The organism is Gordonia sp. DT218 (genome assembly GCF_049847105.1).
Classification (GTDB): Bacteria; Actinomycetota; Actinomycetes; order Mycobacteriales; family Mycobacteriaceae; genus Gordonia.
The window spans coordinates 145,377-163,166 of record NZ_JBNCNS010000007.1 but is presented as its reverse complement, the minus strand read 5'-3'; the positions used below and the strand labels follow the sequence as shown (position 1 = coordinate 163,166).

Annotated in this window: 17 protein-coding genes; 13 read left to right on the top strand and 4 right to left on the bottom strand. The window is 67.4% G+C overall.

Annotated features, from left to right (window positions below; genetic code table 11):
• Positions 1–63: 63 nt before the first annotated feature.
• The 5 genes from ACPXCG_RS22280 (at position 64) to ACPXCG_RS22260 (ending at position 4,217) form a co-directional block, all read left to right on the top strand.
• The gene (locus ACPXCG_RS22280; RefSeq protein ID WP_425794468.1) at positions 64–846 is read left to right on the top strand and encodes an MSMEG_4193 family putative phosphomutase; all 783 of its coding nucleotides are present in this window, start codon (positions 64–66) and stop codon (positions 844–846) included.
• A 25-nt stretch (positions 847–871) separates the two neighbouring features.
• Entirely contained in the window at positions 872–1,564 is a 693-nt protein-coding gene (locus ACPXCG_RS22275; RefSeq protein ID WP_425794466.1) for a DUF3090 domain-containing protein, read from the top strand.
• 1 nt (position 1,565) lies between these two features.
• The gene (locus ACPXCG_RS22270) at positions 1,566–2,474 is read left to right on the top strand and encodes an SCO1664 family protein (RefSeq protein WP_425794464.1); all 909 of its coding nucleotides are present in this window, start codon (positions 1,566–1,568) and stop codon (positions 2,472–2,474) included.
• 75 nt (positions 2,475–2,549) lie between these two features.
• The gene (gene mshC / locus ACPXCG_RS22265) at positions 2,550–3,791 is read left to right on the top strand and encodes a cysteine--1-D-myo-inosityl 2-amino-2-deoxy-alpha-D-glucopyranoside ligase (protein ID WP_425794462.1); all 1,242 of its coding nucleotides are present in this window, start codon (positions 2,550–2,552) and stop codon (positions 3,789–3,791) included.
• A 117-nt stretch (positions 3,792–3,908) separates the two neighbouring features.
• A complete protein-coding gene (locus ACPXCG_RS22260; protein ID WP_425794460.1) occupies positions 3,909–4,217 on the top strand; it encodes a hypothetical protein in 309 nt (102 codons plus the stop codon).
• Positions 4,218–4,235: 18 nt separating this feature from the next.
• Here ACPXCG_RS22260 and ACPXCG_RS22255 read toward each other — a convergent pair whose 3' ends face one another.
• Positions 4,236–5,135, bottom strand: coding sequence for a PAC2 family protein (locus ACPXCG_RS22255; RefSeq protein ID WP_425794458.1), 900 nt, complete (start codon positions 5,133–5,135; stop codon positions 4,236–4,238).
• Between the two features lie 51 nt (positions 5,136–5,186).
• On the opposite strand from ACPXCG_RS22255, the gene metH reads away from it, so the two are divergent.
• The 4 genes from metH (at position 5,187) to ACPXCG_RS22235 (ending at position 12,375) form a co-directional block, all read left to right on the top strand.
• The gene (gene metH, locus ACPXCG_RS22250) at positions 5,187–8,771 is read left to right on the top strand and encodes a methionine synthase (RefSeq protein ID WP_425794456.1); all 3,585 of its coding nucleotides are present in this window, start codon (positions 5,187–5,189) and stop codon (positions 8,769–8,771) included.
• A 78-nt stretch (positions 8,772–8,849) separates the two neighbouring features.
• Positions 8,850–9,314, top strand: a complete 465-nt coding sequence (locus ACPXCG_RS22245; protein WP_425794454.1) for a MarR family winged helix-turn-helix transcriptional regulator — start codon at positions 8,850–8,852, stop codon at positions 9,312–9,314.
• An 11-nt stretch (positions 9,315–9,325) separates the two neighbouring features.
• Positions 9,326–10,774: an MFS transporter gene (locus ACPXCG_RS22240; protein WP_425794452.1), complete on the top strand. Its 1,449-nt coding sequence runs from the start codon at positions 9,326–9,328 to the stop codon at positions 10,772–10,774.
• Positions 10,775–10,884: 110 nt separating this feature from the next.
• A complete protein-coding gene (locus ACPXCG_RS22235) occupies positions 10,885–12,375 on the top strand; it encodes a hypothetical protein (RefSeq protein ID WP_425794451.1) in 1,491 nt (496 codons plus the stop codon).
• On the opposite strand, the gene ACPXCG_RS22230 is transcribed toward ACPXCG_RS22235, so the two are convergent.
• On the bottom strand, positions 12,276–13,124 hold the full coding sequence (locus tag ACPXCG_RS22230) for an alpha/beta fold hydrolase (RefSeq protein WP_425794449.1): 849 nt from the start codon (positions 13,122–13,124) through the stop codon (positions 12,276–12,278). The two genes, ACPXCG_RS22235 and ACPXCG_RS22230, sit on opposite strands and share 100 nt — an antisense overlap.
• Before the next feature lie 85 nt (positions 13,125–13,209).
• On the opposite strand from ACPXCG_RS22230, the gene ACPXCG_RS22225 reads away from it, so the two are divergent.
• The 4 genes from ACPXCG_RS22225 to hisG all read left to right on the top strand — a co-directional run bounded on the left by ACPXCG_RS22225 (position 13,210) and on the right by hisG (position 15,949).
• Positions 13,210–14,010, top strand: a complete 801-nt coding sequence (locus ACPXCG_RS22225; protein ID WP_425794448.1) for a helix-turn-helix domain-containing protein — start codon at positions 13,210–13,212, stop codon at positions 14,008–14,010.
• Positions 14,007–14,750 carry an HAD family hydrolase gene (locus tag ACPXCG_RS22220; protein ID WP_425794446.1) on the top strand — a complete coding sequence of 248 codons (744 nt, stop codon included), beginning with the start codon at positions 14,007–14,009 and terminating at the stop codon, positions 14,748–14,750. Before ACPXCG_RS22225 ends, ACPXCG_RS22220 begins: the two co-directional genes overlap by 4 nt.
• Positions 14,751–14,756: 6 nt before the next feature.
• Complete coding sequence (locus ACPXCG_RS22215) at positions 14,757–15,020, top strand: phosphoribosyl-ATP diphosphatase (RefSeq protein WP_425794444.1); 264 nt, start codon at positions 14,757–14,759, stop codon at positions 15,018–15,020.
• Between the two features lie 83 nt (positions 15,021–15,103).
• Positions 15,104–15,949 carry an ATP phosphoribosyltransferase gene (gene hisG, locus ACPXCG_RS22210; RefSeq protein WP_425794442.1) on the top strand — a complete coding sequence of 282 codons (846 nt, stop codon included), beginning with the start codon at positions 15,104–15,106 and terminating at the stop codon, positions 15,947–15,949.
• A gap of 2 nt (positions 15,950–15,951) precedes the next feature.
• Here hisG and ACPXCG_RS22205 read toward each other — a convergent pair whose 3' ends face one another.
• Both ACPXCG_RS22205 and ACPXCG_RS22200 read right to left on the bottom strand, forming a co-directional pair.
• Positions 15,952–16,662 (bottom strand): response regulator, encoded by a 711-nt coding sequence (locus ACPXCG_RS22205; protein ID WP_425794441.1) that lies wholly within the window; start codon positions 16,660–16,662, stop codon positions 15,952–15,954.
• Positions 16,659–17,786 carry a sensor histidine kinase gene (locus ACPXCG_RS22200; protein ID WP_425794439.1) on the bottom strand — a complete coding sequence of 376 codons (1,128 nt, stop codon included), beginning with the start codon at positions 17,784–17,786 and terminating at the stop codon, positions 16,659–16,661. Before ACPXCG_RS22200 ends, ACPXCG_RS22205 begins: the two co-directional genes overlap by 4 nt.
• Positions 17,787–17,790 lie beyond the last annotated feature (4 nt).

Genomic DNA, 17,790 nt, shown 5'->3' with positions numbered 1-17,790 from the left:
GGCATGAGGTCGGCGGACCGTCGCGTCGCGATCCATGTTGTTGGCTACGCCTATGGTTGAGACATGACCGTGATTCTGGTGCGACACGGACGTTCCACGGCCAACACCTCGGGGGTGCTCGCCGGGCGGACGCCCGGAGTGTCACTCGACGACAAGGGGCGAGAGCAGGCCGCGGGCCTGATCGACCGGCTCGGAGTGTGCATCGGCGAGATCGCCGCGGTCGCGCGTTCCCCGTTGGATCGCTGTGCGCAGACCGTGGCGCCGTTGATGGCTGTGCTGGGCGCCGATGACCAGCGTGACGTCCCCGAACTCGTGGTGGACGCCCTTGCGGAGGTCGACTACGGCGAGTGGACGAACAAGCCCATCAAGGAGTTGTTCTCGGAGCCGCTCTGGAAGACCGTGCAGCAGCATCCGTCGGCCGCCGTGTTCCCCGGCGGGGAGGGCCTTGCAGCGGTCCAGGCGCGGGCCGTCGCCGCGATCCGCGATCTCGACCGGGTGCACGGGGGCGAGGACGGCAGTGGCGTCTGGGTTGCGTGTTCGCATGGCGACGTGATCAAGGCGGTGATCGCCGACGCGATGGGCATGCATCTCGATTCGTTCCAGCGCATCGTCGTCGAACCCGCATCGATCAGCGTCATCCGATACGGCTCCACCCGCCCGTATGTGCACACCGTCAACAGCACGGCGGTCCTGTCGGTCCCGCCACCGCACCGCGAGAAGGACGGGCGGCGTGACGGATCCGCCGAGGTCGCCGCAGGTGAGGACGCCGTGGTGGGAGGTGCCTCCGGCGTCGACGGTCGCGATCGTGGCGACAAGGCTGCGGCCACCCCCCTCGCACGCGGATAATGGACGAACAAGCCAAGGAGGTGTGATGTCTCGCGCGATACACGTGTTCCGAACCCCGGACCGGTTCGTTGCCGGTACGGTCGGCCAGCCGGGCGACCGAACGTTCTACCTCCAGGCCGTGCACGAGACGAGAATCGTCAGCGTGATGCTGGAGAAGCAGCAGGTGGCCATCCTGGCCGACCGCATCGGTGCGCTGCTCGACGAGATCCACCGTCGATTCGGGACGGCCATTCCCCCGGAGAGCGACCAGGTCGGCGACCTCAGTCCGCTGGTGATGCCGGTGGACGCGGAATTCCGCGTCGGCACGATGGGCCTGGGCTGGGATGCCGAATCCGAGGCCGTCGTGGTGGAGCTGCTGGCGATCACGGAGGGAGAGTTCGACGAGAGCGTCGTCCTCGACGACACCGACGAGGGACCCGACGCCGTTCGGGTGTTCCTCACCACCGAGGCGGCCCGTGAGTTCGCCGCCCGTTCCTCACGCGTGATCTCGGCCGGCCGGCAGCCCTGCCCGCTCTGCCACGAACCACTCGATCCGGACGGCCACCTGTGCGTGCGGACCAACGGCTACAAACGCGATGCCGAACTCAGCAAATCGCTCGACTTCGTCGATCCCGAGGTGTTCCGGAACCTGACGATCCAGGACGAGGGCGGTTACCTGGACGTGGATCCGACCGACCCGGACGACGACACCGATCCCGGTCCGAACCCGCAGGACTGATGTGACCGTCGGAGAACCGTCCGCGCCCGGGCCCGAGACGTCGGGTTCCGGCGACCGCCGAGACGATCGCGGTGCTGCCGAGGTCGAGGCGCTCCGCACCGGCGAGCTGGTCATCATCGGACGCATCCCGTCGGCGAGCAATGCGACGCTGGTCTGCGACGCCGTCCTCGGGGACACCGAGGTGCGCTGTGTCTACAAGCCGGTCCGGGGCGAGGTGCCGCTGTGGGATTTCCCCGACGGCACGCTCGCCGGGCGCGAGGTGTCGTCGTTTCTGGTGTCGGAGGCACTCGGCTGGTCGGTCATCCCGACGACCATCCACCGTGACGGTCCATTGGGACCGGGAATGGTGCAGCGGTGGGTGGTGACCGCGGAGAACGACGAGCCGCCATCGAGAGCGGGAGCGGCCGTCGACCTCCCGATCCCGCGGGTCGACCTGGTCGACCTGTGTCCCGCCGACACCGTTCCGACCGGCTACAAGGCGATCCTCCGCGCGCTCGACGGGCTCGGTGAGCCGGTCGTCCTCGTGCACGCCGACGACCCGCGGCTACAACGGATGGCCGTGCTCGACATCGTGCTGAACAACGCCGACCGCAAGGGCGGTCACGTCCTGGAAGGCCTCGACGGCGGGGTGTACGGCGTCGACCACGGGATCTGCCTGCATACCGACGACAAGCTGCGGACCGTCCTGTGGGGATGGGCGGGCGAGCCGATCCCCACACATCTGCTGGCCGATCTCGGCGGCCTCGTCGAACATCTGACCTCGGCCGACCACCCCCTCACCGCCGAGTTGGCCGGGCACATCACCGATGACGAGATCCTCGCGATGGCCGTACGTGCCGGCGAGCTCGTCGAGCACGAGACGATGCCGCACCCACCGGGTCACCGGCCGATTCCGTGGCCACCCTTCTGACCGCTGCCGAAGGTCGCACGGTCGAGCATCCGATCCCCGCGGGCCGCGTCGCGAGCCGGGCCATACAGTGGACCCATGCAGTCTTGGCCTGACCCCGCCCTTCCGGCCGTGCCGGGCACCGGGCCGGCACTCCGCCTCTATGACACCTCCGACGCACAGGTTCGTCCCGTCAGTCCGGGCGAGACCGCCACGATGTACGTCTGTGGGATCACCCCCTACGACGCGACCCACCTGGGGCATGCCGCGACCTACGTCACCTTCGATCTGGTGAACCGCGTGCTGCGTGACCTCGGACACGACGTGCACTACGTGCAGAATGTGACCGACGTCGACGATCCGCTCTTCGAGCGGGCCGAACGCGACGGCATCGACTGGCAGGACCTCGGTGCACGCGAGACCCAGCTGTTCCGCGACGACATGACCGCGCTGCGAGTGCTCCCGCCGCGCGACTACATCGGCGCCATCGAATCGGTCGGCGAGGTCGTCGAGGTGGTCGGCAAGCTGTTGGCGTCCGGGGCGGCCTACGTCGTCGACGATGCCGAGTATCCCGACGTGTATTTCCGCACTGACGCGACCGAACAGTTCGGCTACGAGTCCGGGTACGACCGCGCGGCGATGGAGAAGTTCTTCGCCGAGCGCGGCGGCGACCCGGACCGGGCAGGCAAACGAGACCCGCTCGACGCTTTGCTGTGGCGCGCGACGCGCCCCGGTGAGCCGTCCTGGGACTCGCCCCAGGGGCCAGGACGGCCGGGCTGGCACATCGAGTGCTCGGCGATCGCGCTGAACCGCCTCGGCGTCGAGTTCGACATCCAGGGTGGTGGCAACGACCTCATCTTCCCGCATCACGAGTTCTCCGCCGCCCACGGCGAGGCGCTGACCGATTCGCGCCGCTTTGCCCGTCACTACGTACACACCGGGATGGTCGGTCTCGACGGCGAGAAGATGTCGAAGAGCCGCGGCAATCTCGTGTTCGTCTCCGGCCTGCGCCGCGACGGTGTGGACCCGGCTGCGATCCGGCTCGCCCTGCTCGCCGATCACTATCGGGCCGACCGGATGTGGACCGACGCGGTTCTCGACCAGGCGCAGGAGCGGCTACAGCGGTGGCGCACCGCGACGTCGGCGCCCACCGGCCCGGACGCGGCACCGGTGATCGCGCGCGTACGCCAGCACCTCGCCGATGACCTCGACACCCCGAAGGCGCTGGCCGCGATCGACGCGTGGTGCCGCGATGTGGCCGAGGGGATCGGCGGATCGGCCGGGGCCCCCGCGGAGGTCGAACACGCCGTCGACGCGTTGCTCGGCGTCGCACTGCCCTAGCCGAACAAGTCAGGGGCAGCAGGAGTCCGGGCAGCAGGAGTCCGGGGCAGCACGAGTCCGGGGAGAACCACCCGACGTCGTCGCGAAGGTCGGAAACGGGATCGGTACAGTTCTTCCGTGGCACGCGCTCAGCAAATCGATCCCGACACCACTGCCGGGGTGTGGACGGTGGTGACCCGCACATCGACCTACCTGCTGGACTTCGAAGACATGACGTTGCTCAGGGCGCCGGGGGTGGGTGGCACGGAGAGTGACGAATGGGCCGTCAGTCGGCTGCGTCGCGATTCCGAGGACATCCCGCTCCTGGGCGTGAAGTCCTGCCGGATCGGCGAATCCGCCCAGTTCTGGGTCCGGGCCGCCGATGACCCGGACGTGCGCACGTGGCGAATCACGACCCCGGTCGTGTCGATCGAGAGGATCGGCTGAGAGCCGGCCTGTTCGCTCTCAGCTCCCGAACGATCCCTGGCCGCGTCCGGCCCCGCCCGGTCCGCGACGCTTGAGGTAGCGCTCGAATTCGGCGGCGAGGGCGTCCCCGTCGATCTTGGCCATCACGTCATCGGCGTCGAGTTCGGCGTCGCCGCGCTCTTCGAGCCCGCGCACATAATCGGCGATCTCCTCGTCGTCCTCGGTCATCTCGGTGACCGCACGTTCCCACTCCTCGGCCTGCTCGGGCAACGTCGCCAGCGGCACCTCCACATCGAGGACCTCCTCGACACGGTTCAGCAGTGCCACCGTCGCCTTCGGGTTCGGGGGAGTGGAGACGTAATGGGGCACCGCGGCCCAGAACGACACCGCCGGCAGCCCCGCCTGGACGAACAGGTCCTGGAGTACGCCCGTGATCCCGGTGGGGCCCTCGTAGCGGCTCTCCGCGAGGTTGAACTGCGCGGCCGACTCACTGCTGTAAGCGGTTCCGGTCACCGGAACAGGACGCGTGTGAGGCGTGTCGGCGAGGAGAGCGCCGAGCATGACTGTCGTCTCCACATCCAGTTGTCGAGCGAGGTCCACGATCTCTGCGCAGAATGCCCGCCAGCGCATGTTCGGCTCGATGCCGCGAACGAGTACGATGTCACGGTCCGCACCTTGGGGGGTGCAATAGGAAATGGACGTGGTGGGCCAGTCGATCCGTCGGGTGACCCCGTCGATCTGCTTGACCGTGGGTCGGTTCACCTGGAAGTCGTAGTAGTCCTCGGAGTCGATGTCGGCGAGTGGAACGGCATCCCAGGTGAGCGCCAGATGCTCGATCGCGCTGCTGGCAGCGTCCCCCGCGTCATTCCACCCCTCGAAGGCGGCCAACAGGATGGGCTTGCGCAGCTGGGGAAGGTTCGACCTCTGCTCAGCGTTCACTGAACCAGCCTACGACCGAACCCCGAGAGAGGGCGAACTACGCTGACAACCATGTCGACCCGCACCACGGACCCGTCCGCCTACGACACGACATTCCTCACCGCGATGTCGCGCCGTGTGCTGATCGGCGATGGGGCCATGGGCACAATGCTGCAGGCCGCCGATCTCACGCTCGACGACTTCAACGGTCTCGAGGGCTGTAACGAGATCCTCAACGACACCCGCCCCGATGTGCTCGCGGACATCCACCGCGCCTATTTCGAGGCGGGCGCGGACGCGGTCGAGACCAACACCTTCGGCTGCAACCTCTCGAACCTCGGTGATTACGACATCGCCGACCGCATCCGCGAACTCTCCTACAAGGGCACCGGCATCGCCCGTGGCGTGGCCGACGAGATGGGTCCGTCGGCCGATGGGACGGCGCGCTTCGTGCTCGGCTCGATCGGGCCCGGCACCAAACTGCCCAGCCTCGGCCACACCACCTTCGCGGTGATCCGTGACGCCTACTACGAGTGTGTCGCCGGGATGCTCGACGGCGGTGCGGACGCGATCCTGGTCGAGACGTCGCAGGATCTCCTGCAGGTCAAGGCGGCGATCGTGGCGGCACGTCGCGCCATGAACGATCTCGGGCGCTCCATCCCCATCATCAGTCACGTCACCGTGGAGACGACCGGCACGATGTTGCTCGGCTCGGAGATCGGTGCGGCCCTGACCGCCATCGAACCGCTCGGCGTCGACATGATCGGGTTGAACTGCGCGACCGGCCCCGCCGAGATGAGCGAGCACCTCCGGTACCTGTCCAAGCACGCGCGGATCCCGGTGTCGGTCATGCCCAATGCCGGCCTGCCCGTGCTGGGCGCCAACGGCGCCGAATACCCCCTGCAGCCCGACGAGCTGGCGACCGCCCTGGGAGATTTCGTCTCCGACTTCGGACTGGCATTCGTGGGTGGGTGCTGCGGGACCACACCCGAACACATCCGCCAGGTCGCCGACCACGTGGCCGACGTGACCGCGGCACAGCGGAAACCGGAGCACATCGCCGAGACGTCGTCGCTCTACAGCGCGGTCCCGTTCGATCAGGACGCGAGCTTCCTGGTGATCGGTGAGCGGACGAACACCAACGGCTCCAAGGCATTCCGTGAGGCGATGATCGCCGAGGATTACCAGAAATGCCTCGACATCGCCAAGGATCAGACCCGCGACGGTGCGCACATGCTCGACCTCAACGTCGACTATGTGGGACGCGACGGTGCGGTCGACATGACTGAACTGGCAGGTCGGTTCGCGACGTCGTCGACACTGCCGATCATGCTCGACTCCACCGAACCCCCGGTCATCAAGGCCGGTCTGGAGGCGCTGGGCGGCCGCTGTGCGGTCAACTCGGTCAACTACGAGGACGGCGACGGGCCCGACTCACGGTTCACCCGCATGATGGAGCTGGTCGTGGAGCACGGCGCCGCCGTGGTCGCGCTGACCATCGACGAGGAGGGGCAGGCGCGGACCGCGGACTGGAAGATCCGGATCGCCGAGCGGCTGATCACCGACATCACCCAGAACTGGGGTCTGGCCGAGGAAGACATCATCATCGATGCCCTCACGTTCCCGATCTCCACCGGGCAGGAAGAGGTCCGACGCGACGGTATCGAGACCATCGAGGCCATCCGCCGCCTCCACGAGGCGCACCCGGACGTCCACTTCACCCTGGGTATCTCCAACATCTCGTTCGGCCTGAACCCGGCCGCCCGGCAGGTGCTGAACTCGGTGTTCCTGCACGAATGTGTGCGGGCCGGCCTCGACACCGCGATCGTGCACGCATCGAAGATCCTGCCGATCGCCCGGATTCCCGAAGAACACCGCGAGGTCGCGCTCGATCTCGTCTATGACCGGCGTCGTGAGGGCTACGACCCACTGCAGAAGCTCATGGAGCTCTTCGAAGGGGTGTCGGCGGCGTCGGCGCGCGAATCCCGTGCGGCCGAGTTGGCGAAACTGCCGTTGTTCGATCGTCTGGAGCGTCGCATCGTCGACGGCGAGCGCAATGGTCTCGAGGACGACCTCGACGCCGCGATGACCGAGAAGCCGCCGCTGCAGATCATCAATGAGACATTGCTCTCGGGCATGAAAACCGTCGGCGAGCTCTTCGGTTCGGGACAGATGCAGCTACCGTTCGTGCTGCAGTCCGCCGAGGTGATGAAAACCGCTGTTGCGCATCTGGAACCGCACATGGAGGCCACGGGCGAGGACGGCAAGGGCCGCATCGTGCTCGCCACCGTCAAGGGCGACGTCCACGACATCGGCAAGAACCTCGTCGACATCATCCTGTCCAACAACGGCTATGAGGTGGTGAACCTCGGAATCAAGCAACCGATCAACACCATCCTCGAGGCTGCCGAGGACAAGCGGGCCGACGTCATCGGCATGTCCGGGCTGCTCGTCAAATCGACGGTGGTGATGAAGGAGAACCTCGAGGAGATCAATTCTCGCGGGGTCGCCACCAGCTTCCCCGTCTTGCTCGGCGGGGCCGCGCTCACCCGTACCTACGTCGAGAACGACCTGTCGGAGACCTACGACGGCGATGTGCACTACGCGCGCGACGCCTTCGAGGGTCTCCGGCTCATGGACGAGATCATGGCGACCAAACGCGGTGAGGGGCCGGATCCGAACAGCCCGGAGGCGATCGCCGCAAGGCAGAAGGTCGAGGAGCGCAAGGCCCGGCACGAACGTTCGCGGCGGATCGCCGAGAAGCGCAAGGCCGCGGAGACCCCGGTCGAGGTCCCGGCCCGATCGGATGTGGCCACCGACAATGCGATTCCGGCGCCTCCGTTCTGGGGCACCCGCATCGTCAAGGGCGTGCCGGTGGCGGACTATCTCCAACTGCTCGACGAGCGTGCATTGTTCCTCGGACAGTGGGGACTTCGTGGCGTTCGTGGGGGAGAGGGGCCGTCCTACGAGGAACTCGTCGAGTCCGAGGGTCGCCCGCGGCTGCGGTATTGGATCGACCGGCTCGCAACCGAGGGAATTCTCCAGCACGCAGCGGTCGTCTACGGCTATTTCCCGGCGGTGAGCGACGGCGACACGGTCCATGTGCTCGCCGAGCCGCGGCCGGATGCCGAGGTCCGTCACAGCTTCGAATTCCCACGGCAACAGCGTTCCCGGTTCCTCTGCATCGCCGACTTCATCATGTCGCGGGAGCAGGCCAAGGCGGCCGGCCGGGTTGACGTGTTCCCGTTCCAGCTCGTCACCATGGGCCAGCCGATCGCGGACTTCGCGAACAAGCTGTTCGCCGAGGATGCGTATCGCGACTACCTCGAGGTGCACGGGATCGGCGTCCAGCTGACCGAGGCGCTCGCGGAGTACTGGCATCAGCGGGTCCGCAGCGAGTTGACCGTCGCGGGAACGTCATTCGCGGGGGACGACCCCGAGGACGCGCAGGGCTTCTTCGACCTCGAGTACCGGGGTGCCCGCTTCTCGTTCGGCTACGGCGCGTGCCCCGATCTCGACGATCGCGCGAAGATGATGGAGCTGCTCGAGCCCGAACGGATCGGTGTGGTGCTGTCGGAGGAACTGCAGCTTCATCCCGAGCAGTCGACGGATGCGTTCGTGCTGCATCACCCGGAGGCCAAGTACTTCAACACGTGACCTGAGTCGCGAAGCGAAAGACAGGCGGACGCGCCGGCGAGCTGGCGTGCAAGACAGTTGTACGCATACAATCGTTGTATGAGTACAACTGATTCGCGGAAACGCGGTGGTTCGGAGACGGCCGTACCGACGGCCACCGAACTCTGGTTCGCGATGAACAGCCTCGTCCGCGACCACGCCGTCGAGTCGCGCGCCCGGATCGACGCACGCGTCGACATGCCGTTCAGTCGATTCCGTGCGTTGCGCCGGATCGCCGTGCGTGACCTGACCCAGAGTGATCTGGCCAGGCGACTCGGAATCGATGCGCCGGCGACCAGTGGAATCGTCAACGACCTGGTCGACCGGGGGCTGGTCACGCGCGAGTCCCATCCCACCGACCGGCGGTACAAGGTGGTCACCATCACCGATGACGGTCGCCGGATCGTCGACTCGGTGATCGCCGACCCTGCCATCGCGCCGCGGATGTTCGCCTCGCTCGCCGACGAGCAGCTGCGCGATCTGGGCTCACTACTGGACGCCCTCCGGGAGGCAGCCGAATCATGAACATCCCGACCATGTCCGGACCCGTGGCGGACATCTCCGAGCTCGGCACGCGCCGCCGCATGGCGATCCTGGCGACGTGCTGTCTGAGCCTCTTCATCGTGGGGATCGACACATCCGGTGTGAACGTGGCCCTGCCGGCGATCGGCTCCGACCTCGGCGCGACGGCGTCCCAGCTGCAATGGGTGATCGACGCCTACACGCTGGTGCTCGCCAGCCTGCTGATGCTGGGTGGATCGTTGGGCGATCGACTGGGTCGCAAACGAGTCTTCCAGGTGGGGCTCACCGTCTTCGGCCTCGGTTCCATCCTCTGCTCCTTGGCCGTGTCGCCCGAGATGCTCATCGGTGCGCGCATGCTCCAGGCGATCGGCGGAGCGATGATGAACCCCGTCGCGATGTCGATCATCACCAACACCTTCACCGAGCCGAAAGAGAGGGCACGGGCGATCGGCATGTGGGGCACCGCGATCGGCGTGAGCATGGCACTCGGCCCACTCGTCGGCGGTGCGCTGGTCGACGGTATCGGCTGGGAGGCGATCTTCTGGCTGAACGTCCCGGTCTGCGTCGCCGCGTGCATCCTCACCGCGATCCTGGTGCCGGAGTCGAAGGCGGCCCGTGCGCGCAGGCCCGATCCTGCGGGTCAGTTCTTGATCCTCGTCTTCCTCGCCACCCTCACCTACGGCATCATCGAGGGCCGCGGTCTCGGATGGGACTCCGGTCTGGTCGTCGGCGCATTCGCGATCGCGATCGTCGCGCTCCTCTTGTTCCTGGTCGTCGAATCGCGCAGGCATGAGCCGCTCCTGGACCTTCGCTTCTTCCACAGCGTCCCGTTCAGCAGTTCGGTGATCGGCGCCGTCCTCGCGTTCAGCGCTATGGGCGGATTCCTGTTTCTCAACACCCTCTACCTGCAGCAGGTCCGCGGGTTGAGCCCACTACAGGCCGGGTTGATGACACTGCCGATGGCGGTGGCGAACGCGGTGTTCTCGCCGCTGTCGGGCCGGCTGGTGGGCGATCGCGGCGCTCGTGTGCCGATGGTCGGTGCCGGTGTGATGGTCCTGGCGAGCGGCGTGATGCTGACGCAGGCCGGCCACGACACCAGCATGTGGTACCTCGGCGTCGCGTACCTGTTCCTCGGGGTGGGCATGGGATTGGTCAACGCCCCCATCACCAACGCGGCCGTCTCGGGTATGCCACGGTCGCAGGCCGGCGTCGCGTCGGCGATCGCCTCGACCAGCCGACAGGTCGGGATCTCGTTGGGCGTCGCGATCTTCGGCGCCGTCGCGTTCGCCGGCATCGACGGTCCGGTCTCCGACGGACTGGCTGCGGCGTCGCATCCGGCGTGGATCCTCATGGCGTTGTGCGGTGTCGGGATCATCATCGTCGGCTTCGTGTCGACGGGTCGCTGGGCGGCTGCGACCGCCGAGCGGACCCGGGAGCAGATCGTCGCGACGACCGCCCCGTGAACGTTCCGGTGTCGCCGATTCGAGACGGATGATCCGGCTTGGGCGAGTCCGCGTGAACCTCCCAGCCGGCTGACACCGGGTATACAGCTTCGCCACCCACAGTGGTGACCATGACCTTGGCTGCCCGTGCCCTCACGCCTGCACTCGACGACACACCCGAGTCGCATGCCGTCACCGGGACACCGCGCTGGATGCGGTGGCTCGTGCTCGGCGCGATCATCGCCGTCGCCATCGGAATCCGATACCGATTCCTCGACGTCGAGACCCTCGATTATCGAGCGTTTCTCAGCCGTTGGTACGACACCCTCGACGCGCAGGGCTTCGGCGCCTTCCGTGAGAAGTTCGCCGACTACAACTATCCGTACCTCTATCTGATCTGGATACTCACCGCCCTTCACATCCCGCCGCTGGCGGGTATCAAGGCGATCTCGATCCTCTTCGATTTCCTGCTCGGGTTCTTCGCGTACCGCATCGTCGGTCTCCGGACCGAGCGATTCTGGTTGCGCGCCTTGGCGTTCGCGGTGATGGTTCTGTTGCCGTCGGTGATCGCCAACAGTGCCTATTGGGGCCAGGCCGACGCCATCTACTCGGCGTTCGCGCTCGGCGGCGTGTACTTCCTCATGAGAGCGCAGCATGGGTCGCACCGCTGGAACTCGCTCTGGGCATGCGTCCTGTTCGGACTGGCCATCTCGTTCAAGTTGCAGGCCGTCTTCGTGCTGCCGGTGCTGGCCTGGCTGCTGCTCCGGCGCCGGGTGCCGTGGTACACGTTGGCGGCCATCCCGGTGGTCTACCTGCTGCTCGACGTCCCGGCGCTCATCGCGGGCGCCCCGTGGCAGACCGCACTGTCGGTGTATCTGGATCAGACCGACAGTTATCAGCAGTTGACCCTGGGTGCCGCGAATCTGTACCAACTGATCCCGATCTCCGGTGACGCCACCTGGCTGGCCCATCTCGGCATCGCTGCTGCTGCCACGGTCATCGTGGTGTTCCTGGCCTGGTCGGTGTGGAAGAAGCCCGAGGTGACCCCGACCTCGATCCTGGTCGTCGCGACCGCCTCCTCGGTGATCGTTCCGTTCCTGCTCCCGGCAATGCACGATCGCTACTTCTTCACGGCTGAGGTCCTGAGTGTGGTCATGGCCTTCTACCTGCCGCTTCGCTTTGTGCTGATCCCGATCCTCATCCAGGCAGCCGCGATCGGTGTCTACCACTCCTCGCTGACCGGCGACCAGGGACAGGGGATGGGCGGCCCGGGCGGCGGCGGTGGGCACGGAGGCGCGCCGGGTGGTGGACAAGGACGCCAGTTCGGCCAGGGGGGTCAGGGTGGTCAAGGCGGCGGCCCGGGCTCTGGCGGCCGCGGCCCAGTTGGCGGCACCGGCGGCAGTGACTCCGGCGGCGCTCCGGAATCGGGTCACGGCGCCGGCGGTGGCGCCCCGCAGGGTGGCGGCCCTGGCGGGCGTGGCGGCGGCTACAGCTCGGGTCGTGGCTATACCGCGCTGTCGATCTACGCGTCGATGATGGGTTTGGCCGCGCTCGGTGTCGTCGTCGCCGTGACCGACACATTCCGGCGTGGGCGGTTGCGGGTGACCTCCTCGGTGGGATGAGCCGTCCACCAGGCGACGATGCGATCGACCACGGCTTCCGGTGTCCGGGCCCACTGCACGTGGCCCACCGACCCACCGGGCGGGCAGTGGTCTGCCGAATAGGTCCAGGCGGTGCGGGCGGCCGGATGAAAGGCTCGCTCGAAGCGTTCGGCCGCTTGCGCGGTCACCAGGCGGTCGCCGTCGAGGCGGACTGCGAGCGTGGGGATCTCGATCGGATCGCCATCGTCGAACGGGGTGCGTCCGGTGCGGACCATGCGAGCCCACTCCCGCATCAGCGTTCGAGGCGCGGGGGCGCCGAATCCCGGGGTGGGCCAGTAGCCGAACGCTGCGGTGACGATGGGGACGGCTGCCGCGGTGCACCACTCCACCACACCGCCGCGCCCGTAGTGACGGAAATAGGGGACCGACGCCGCGACCGTGGCGATGACGTCCGGGGCGCCGTCGTCACCACGCCGTCCGAGGACCGCGCACAGCTGGGCACCCAAACTGTGCCCGAGGATCATGACCGGTGCATCGGGCGTCTCGGCGCGCGCACGACGAACCGCCACGGCGAGATCGTCGGCCTCGTCGGCATAGGACCAGTCCTCGTCCCGTGATGGCGCGCCGGAGCCGGCGTCGATCCCACGTCGCGGAACTGTTGTCGCAAACCACCCGTGCCGGGCGAAGGCGTCGACGAGCGGTTGGTAATAGCGCGACGGCACCGCCATCGCCGGGGAGATCAGCACGTTCGGTGTGGTGTCATGGTTCATGGCTGCAGCGTGCTCGCCGTCGCGCTGCGAATCCACTACCTCCGAGGTAGTCGGATACGATCCCGGCCGGCCCTAGGATGGCCACATGACGGCCGATGCGGGAACGATGTTGCGGCAGTGGCGTTCGCAGCGGTCGATCAGTCAGCTCGACCTGGCCTACGACGTCGGTGTCTCACCGCGGCATCTGAGCTTCGTCGAAACCGGGAAGTCACGTCCGAGCCCGGCGCTGCTCGAGGCGCTGTCCACCCGGCTCGACATCCCGCTGCGGGAACGCAACGCCCTCCTGCTCGCAGCCGGGCACGCGCCGCGCTACTCCGAGGAGTCACTCGATGCGGCGGCGATGCGGCGCATTCGGGCGTCCGTCCAGCGAATTCTCGACGCGCACAACCCCAACCCGGGTCTTGCGCTCGATCGGAGCTGGAATGTCGTGTTGGCCAACGACACCGCAGCATCGCTCGCCGCTCTGCTGCCGGCACACCTGCAGGGGCCGCCGTTCAACGTGTTCCGTGCGTCCCTGCACCCCGAGGGCTTCGCCCGCCTGACGGAGAATCTGGACGTCTGGGCGTCGTACCTGATGGATACTCTTCGTCGGCTGGTCCGCGTCACCGGCGATCCGCGCCTCGCCGTCATCGAACGTGAGGTGGGGGAGTACTCCACGGTTGCCGACCTCGACCGTCGCGCGCCGCGATCAACGGGACGGGGTGCTGCCGAACCGACTCTGCTGGTGCCGTTCGCCCTGCGCCTGGGCGACGACGTGTTGTCGTTCTTCACCACACTCACCACCTTCGGGACACCCCGCGACATCACACTCGAGGAGATGACCATCGAGCTGTTCTACCCGGCGGACGAGGTCACCGAGGAGGCGGTTGCGAGAATGCAGGGGTGAACAGCTCTCCGACCGCGTCCTCGTCCCGTGCCGCCCGATCGGGTCCCGCCGCCGTGCTCTGGGACATGGACGGCACGTTGCTCGACTCCGAGCCGTTGTGGGACATAGCGATGGCCGACCTGGCCCTACGGCACGGCATCATGATGTCGCCTGCTCTGCGGGAGTCGACGCTGGGCAACTCACTTCCCGATGCGATGACGAAGGTCTACGACGCCGCCGGCATCGCTGAACCGGACCGCGACCGGAACGGCGACTACCGGTGGCTCCTGGACCACGTCGCCGGACTCTTCGCTGCCGGGCTGCCGTGGCGACCGGGCGCGTCCGCGGCACTGGACCTGGTGGCCGCGGCAGGACTTCCGATGGTGTTGGTCACCAACACGGTGCGCGAACTGACCGACACCGCCTTGGAGACGCTGGGCCGCGACCGGTTCACCGCGACCGTCTGCGGCGACGAGGTCCCGGTCGGGAAGCCCGCGCCGGACCCCTACCTGCGCGGGGCGGCACTGCTCGGCCTGACGCCCGACGAATGCCTGGCCGTCGAGGACTCGCCGACCGGCACCATCTCGGCGACCGCAGCCGGTTGTCCGACGCTTGTCCTCCCGTCGGCGGCGCGGGTGCCTTCCGGCAATCTGCGCACCTTCCGCGAATCATTGGTCGGTCTCACCCTCGACGACCTCACCGATGCGTGGACCGGGCAGCACCCCGGCCATCGCTCCGACCACCGTGACATGCCAAGATAGGGGACCGTGAAGACATTCGAGGAGCTGTTCGCCGAACTGAGCGACAAGGCACAGCATCGACCCGCCGGGAGCGGGACCGTCGCGGCCCTCGACTCCGGGGCGCACACCCTCGGCAAGAAGATCATCGAAGAGGCCGGCGAGGTGTGGCTGGCCGCCGAGTACGAGTCCGACGAGTCGCTGGGTGAGGAGATCTCCCAGCTGGTCTACTGGCTGCAGGTGATGATGATCAAGCGTGGTCTCTCGTTGGAGGACGTGTACCGCCATCTGTAGGGGTCGGCATCGGATGTCACCGCACCGACCCCTCAGATCGCCCTCCACAGACCAGTCGGCAATCAGTTAGGACACCACTGAACATGTTGCGCGTAGCCGTGCCCAACAAGGGATCGCTCAGCGAATCGGCCGGGGCCGTGTTGGCCGAAGCCGGATACCGCAAGCGGTCCGACGCCAAGGATCTCACCGTCCTCGACAACGCCAACGACGTCGAGTTCTTCTTCCTCCGACCCAAGGACATCGCCATCTATGTCGGGTCCGGCACACTGGATCTCGGCATCACGGGGCGGGACCTCGCGCTCGACTCGGGCGCCACCGTGGACGAACAGATCTCGATGGGCTTCGGGTCGTCGACCTTCCGGTACGCCGCCCCGGCCGGGAAGGCCTGGACGGTCGAGGAGCTGGCGGGCAAGCGGATCGCGACGTCGTACCCGAATCTGGTGCGTGCCGACCTGGGCAGGCGCGGGCTCGACGCCGAGATCATCCGCCTCGACGGAGCGGTCGAGATCTCGATCCAGCTCGGCGTGGCGGACGCGATCGCCGACGTCGTGGGATCGGGTCGCACGCTGCGTCAGCACGGTTTGGCCGCGTTCGGCGACTCGCTGTGCGACTCCGAGGCCGTCCTCATCTCGCAGGGCGGCGCGGAGCGGACCAAGGCCGCCAAGCAGTTCATCGCCCGTGTCCAGGGTGTCGTTTTCGGGCAGCAGTACGTGATGATCGACTACGACTGCCCGCGAACCCTCCTAGAAGAGGCGTCTGCGCTGACCCCGGGACTGGAATCACCGACGGTGGCCCCCATGGCGGATCCGGACTGGGTGGCCGTGCGCGCGATGGTGCCGCGCAAGGAGCACCAGGGCCTCATGGACGAGCTGTCCGAACTCGGGGCGAAAGCGATTCTCGCCACCGACATCCGCTCCTGCCGCTTCTGACGTCAGCGGCCACCGAGGCCGTGATCGATGGCGATGCGCATGGCGTGCGCGCGGTCGCGAAGCGCAAGTTTGGCAAACAGATTGTTGATGTGGGTCTTGACGGTGGCTTCGCTGATCACCAGGCGGCGCGCGATCTCCCTGTTGGTGAGCCCCTCTGCGATCAACTCGAGGACCTCGGTCTCCCGGGCAGTGAGCGCGTCGAGAGGTGACTGGGCGTCAGACTTCGGGGAAGCGCCGACGGCCGAGACCGAACCGGAAGGCTGCCGGCCGATCGCGGCGATCAGCCGTGTCTGCACAACCGGATCGAGCACGGACTGGCCACCTGCGGCGACCCGGATGGCGGTGGCGATCTCGTCGCGTCCCGCGTCCTTCGTGAGATATCCGCGTGCCCCGGCCTGCAGGGCCGACAAGATGGACGTCTCGTCGTCGTAGGTGGTGAGCAGGACGACGACGGTCTCGGGGAAGTGCGCGCAGACCTCGGCGGTGGCGGTGGCGCCGTCCATCACCGGCATCCGCAGATCGGTCAGTAGGACACGGGGGCGGTGCTCGGCTACTGCGGCCACCGCTTCCTGGCCGTTGCTCGCCGTCGCGAGCACAGTGATGTCGGCGACCAGATCCAGCATGGTGGCCAGAGCGTGCCGGATAGTCGTCTGATCGTCCGCGACGATCACGGTGATCGGCTCTGCCGCGGCCTGCGAATCGCCGTCGGTCATCGTTGCTCCTCGTGGTTTGCACACGGAATACGCAGTCGTACCGACCAACCGCCTGGGTACCCATGGTCGTCCGCGGGCAATGGACCCGCGTCCAGGGTGGCCCCGATCGACTCGGCACGCTCACGCATGCCGACGAGCCCCAGGCCGGAACTCGCGGTCGTACGCTCGGCAGCCTCGCGGGGTCGTGCGCCGCTGCGCGCGGTGAGGTCGATGGCGAACGGGGCGAAGGTGAGTGCGACGTGCAGTGGTGCGCCGGGTGCGTGGCGGCGGGCGTTGGTCACCGATTCCTGCGCGATGCGCACCAGGGTGTGTGCCCATCGGCCAGGCATCGGGCCGGCGGTGCCGATCACGGCGAAGGTCTCGGTCGGACCGGAGACGATCCGGCTGATCGCGGAGACCGGGTCGATGGTGTCTCCGCGCAGGGTCTGGACCGCGGCGCGGGCCTCGTCGAGCCCGGTGACCACCAGCTGGCGGGCCGTGCGCACTGCAATACGTCCCTCGTCGGTACGGTCCGAGTCGAACAGTGCATCGGCCAGAGACAGTTGCATGCTGACGCCGGAAAGGGAGTGCGCCAGGACATCGTGGATGTCTCGGGCGATCGCGGCACGCTCGCCGAGCGCGCGTGACCGGGCCTCGGACTCGGCGGCGCGTTTCGTTTGTCGCACAACTTCATCGGCCGCGGCGAGTGTCTGCCGCCTGGTGTACCGGGCCATCCCGGGGATCACGCCCACGAAAACGAGGAGACTCGCCCACCACGGTGTGATGTCCACGGGCGCCCAGAACAGCTGGACGACGATCGCGACGGCCACGTTGAGCGTGATGACCGCAGCGGCGATCCGCGGCTGGAAGCGAATACTAGCGTGCAACGCAACCATGTACGAGAACGTGCCGGGCCACCCTTGTCCCCCGATACCCATGATCACGCCTGCGCAGATCGCGGCCAGGATGGCGATGATCAGCCGGGACCGGCTGCCGATGACCGAATCGGACACCGTGACCGTCAGCAACAAGCTCGCCGACACCACGATCAGTACAACCTGGAAGGCTTCGCCCTCCGAGACCCTCTGGCGCAGGGTCACGATCATCGCGAAGGCGAATGCGACCACCAAGAATGGTTGGAGCACCCGC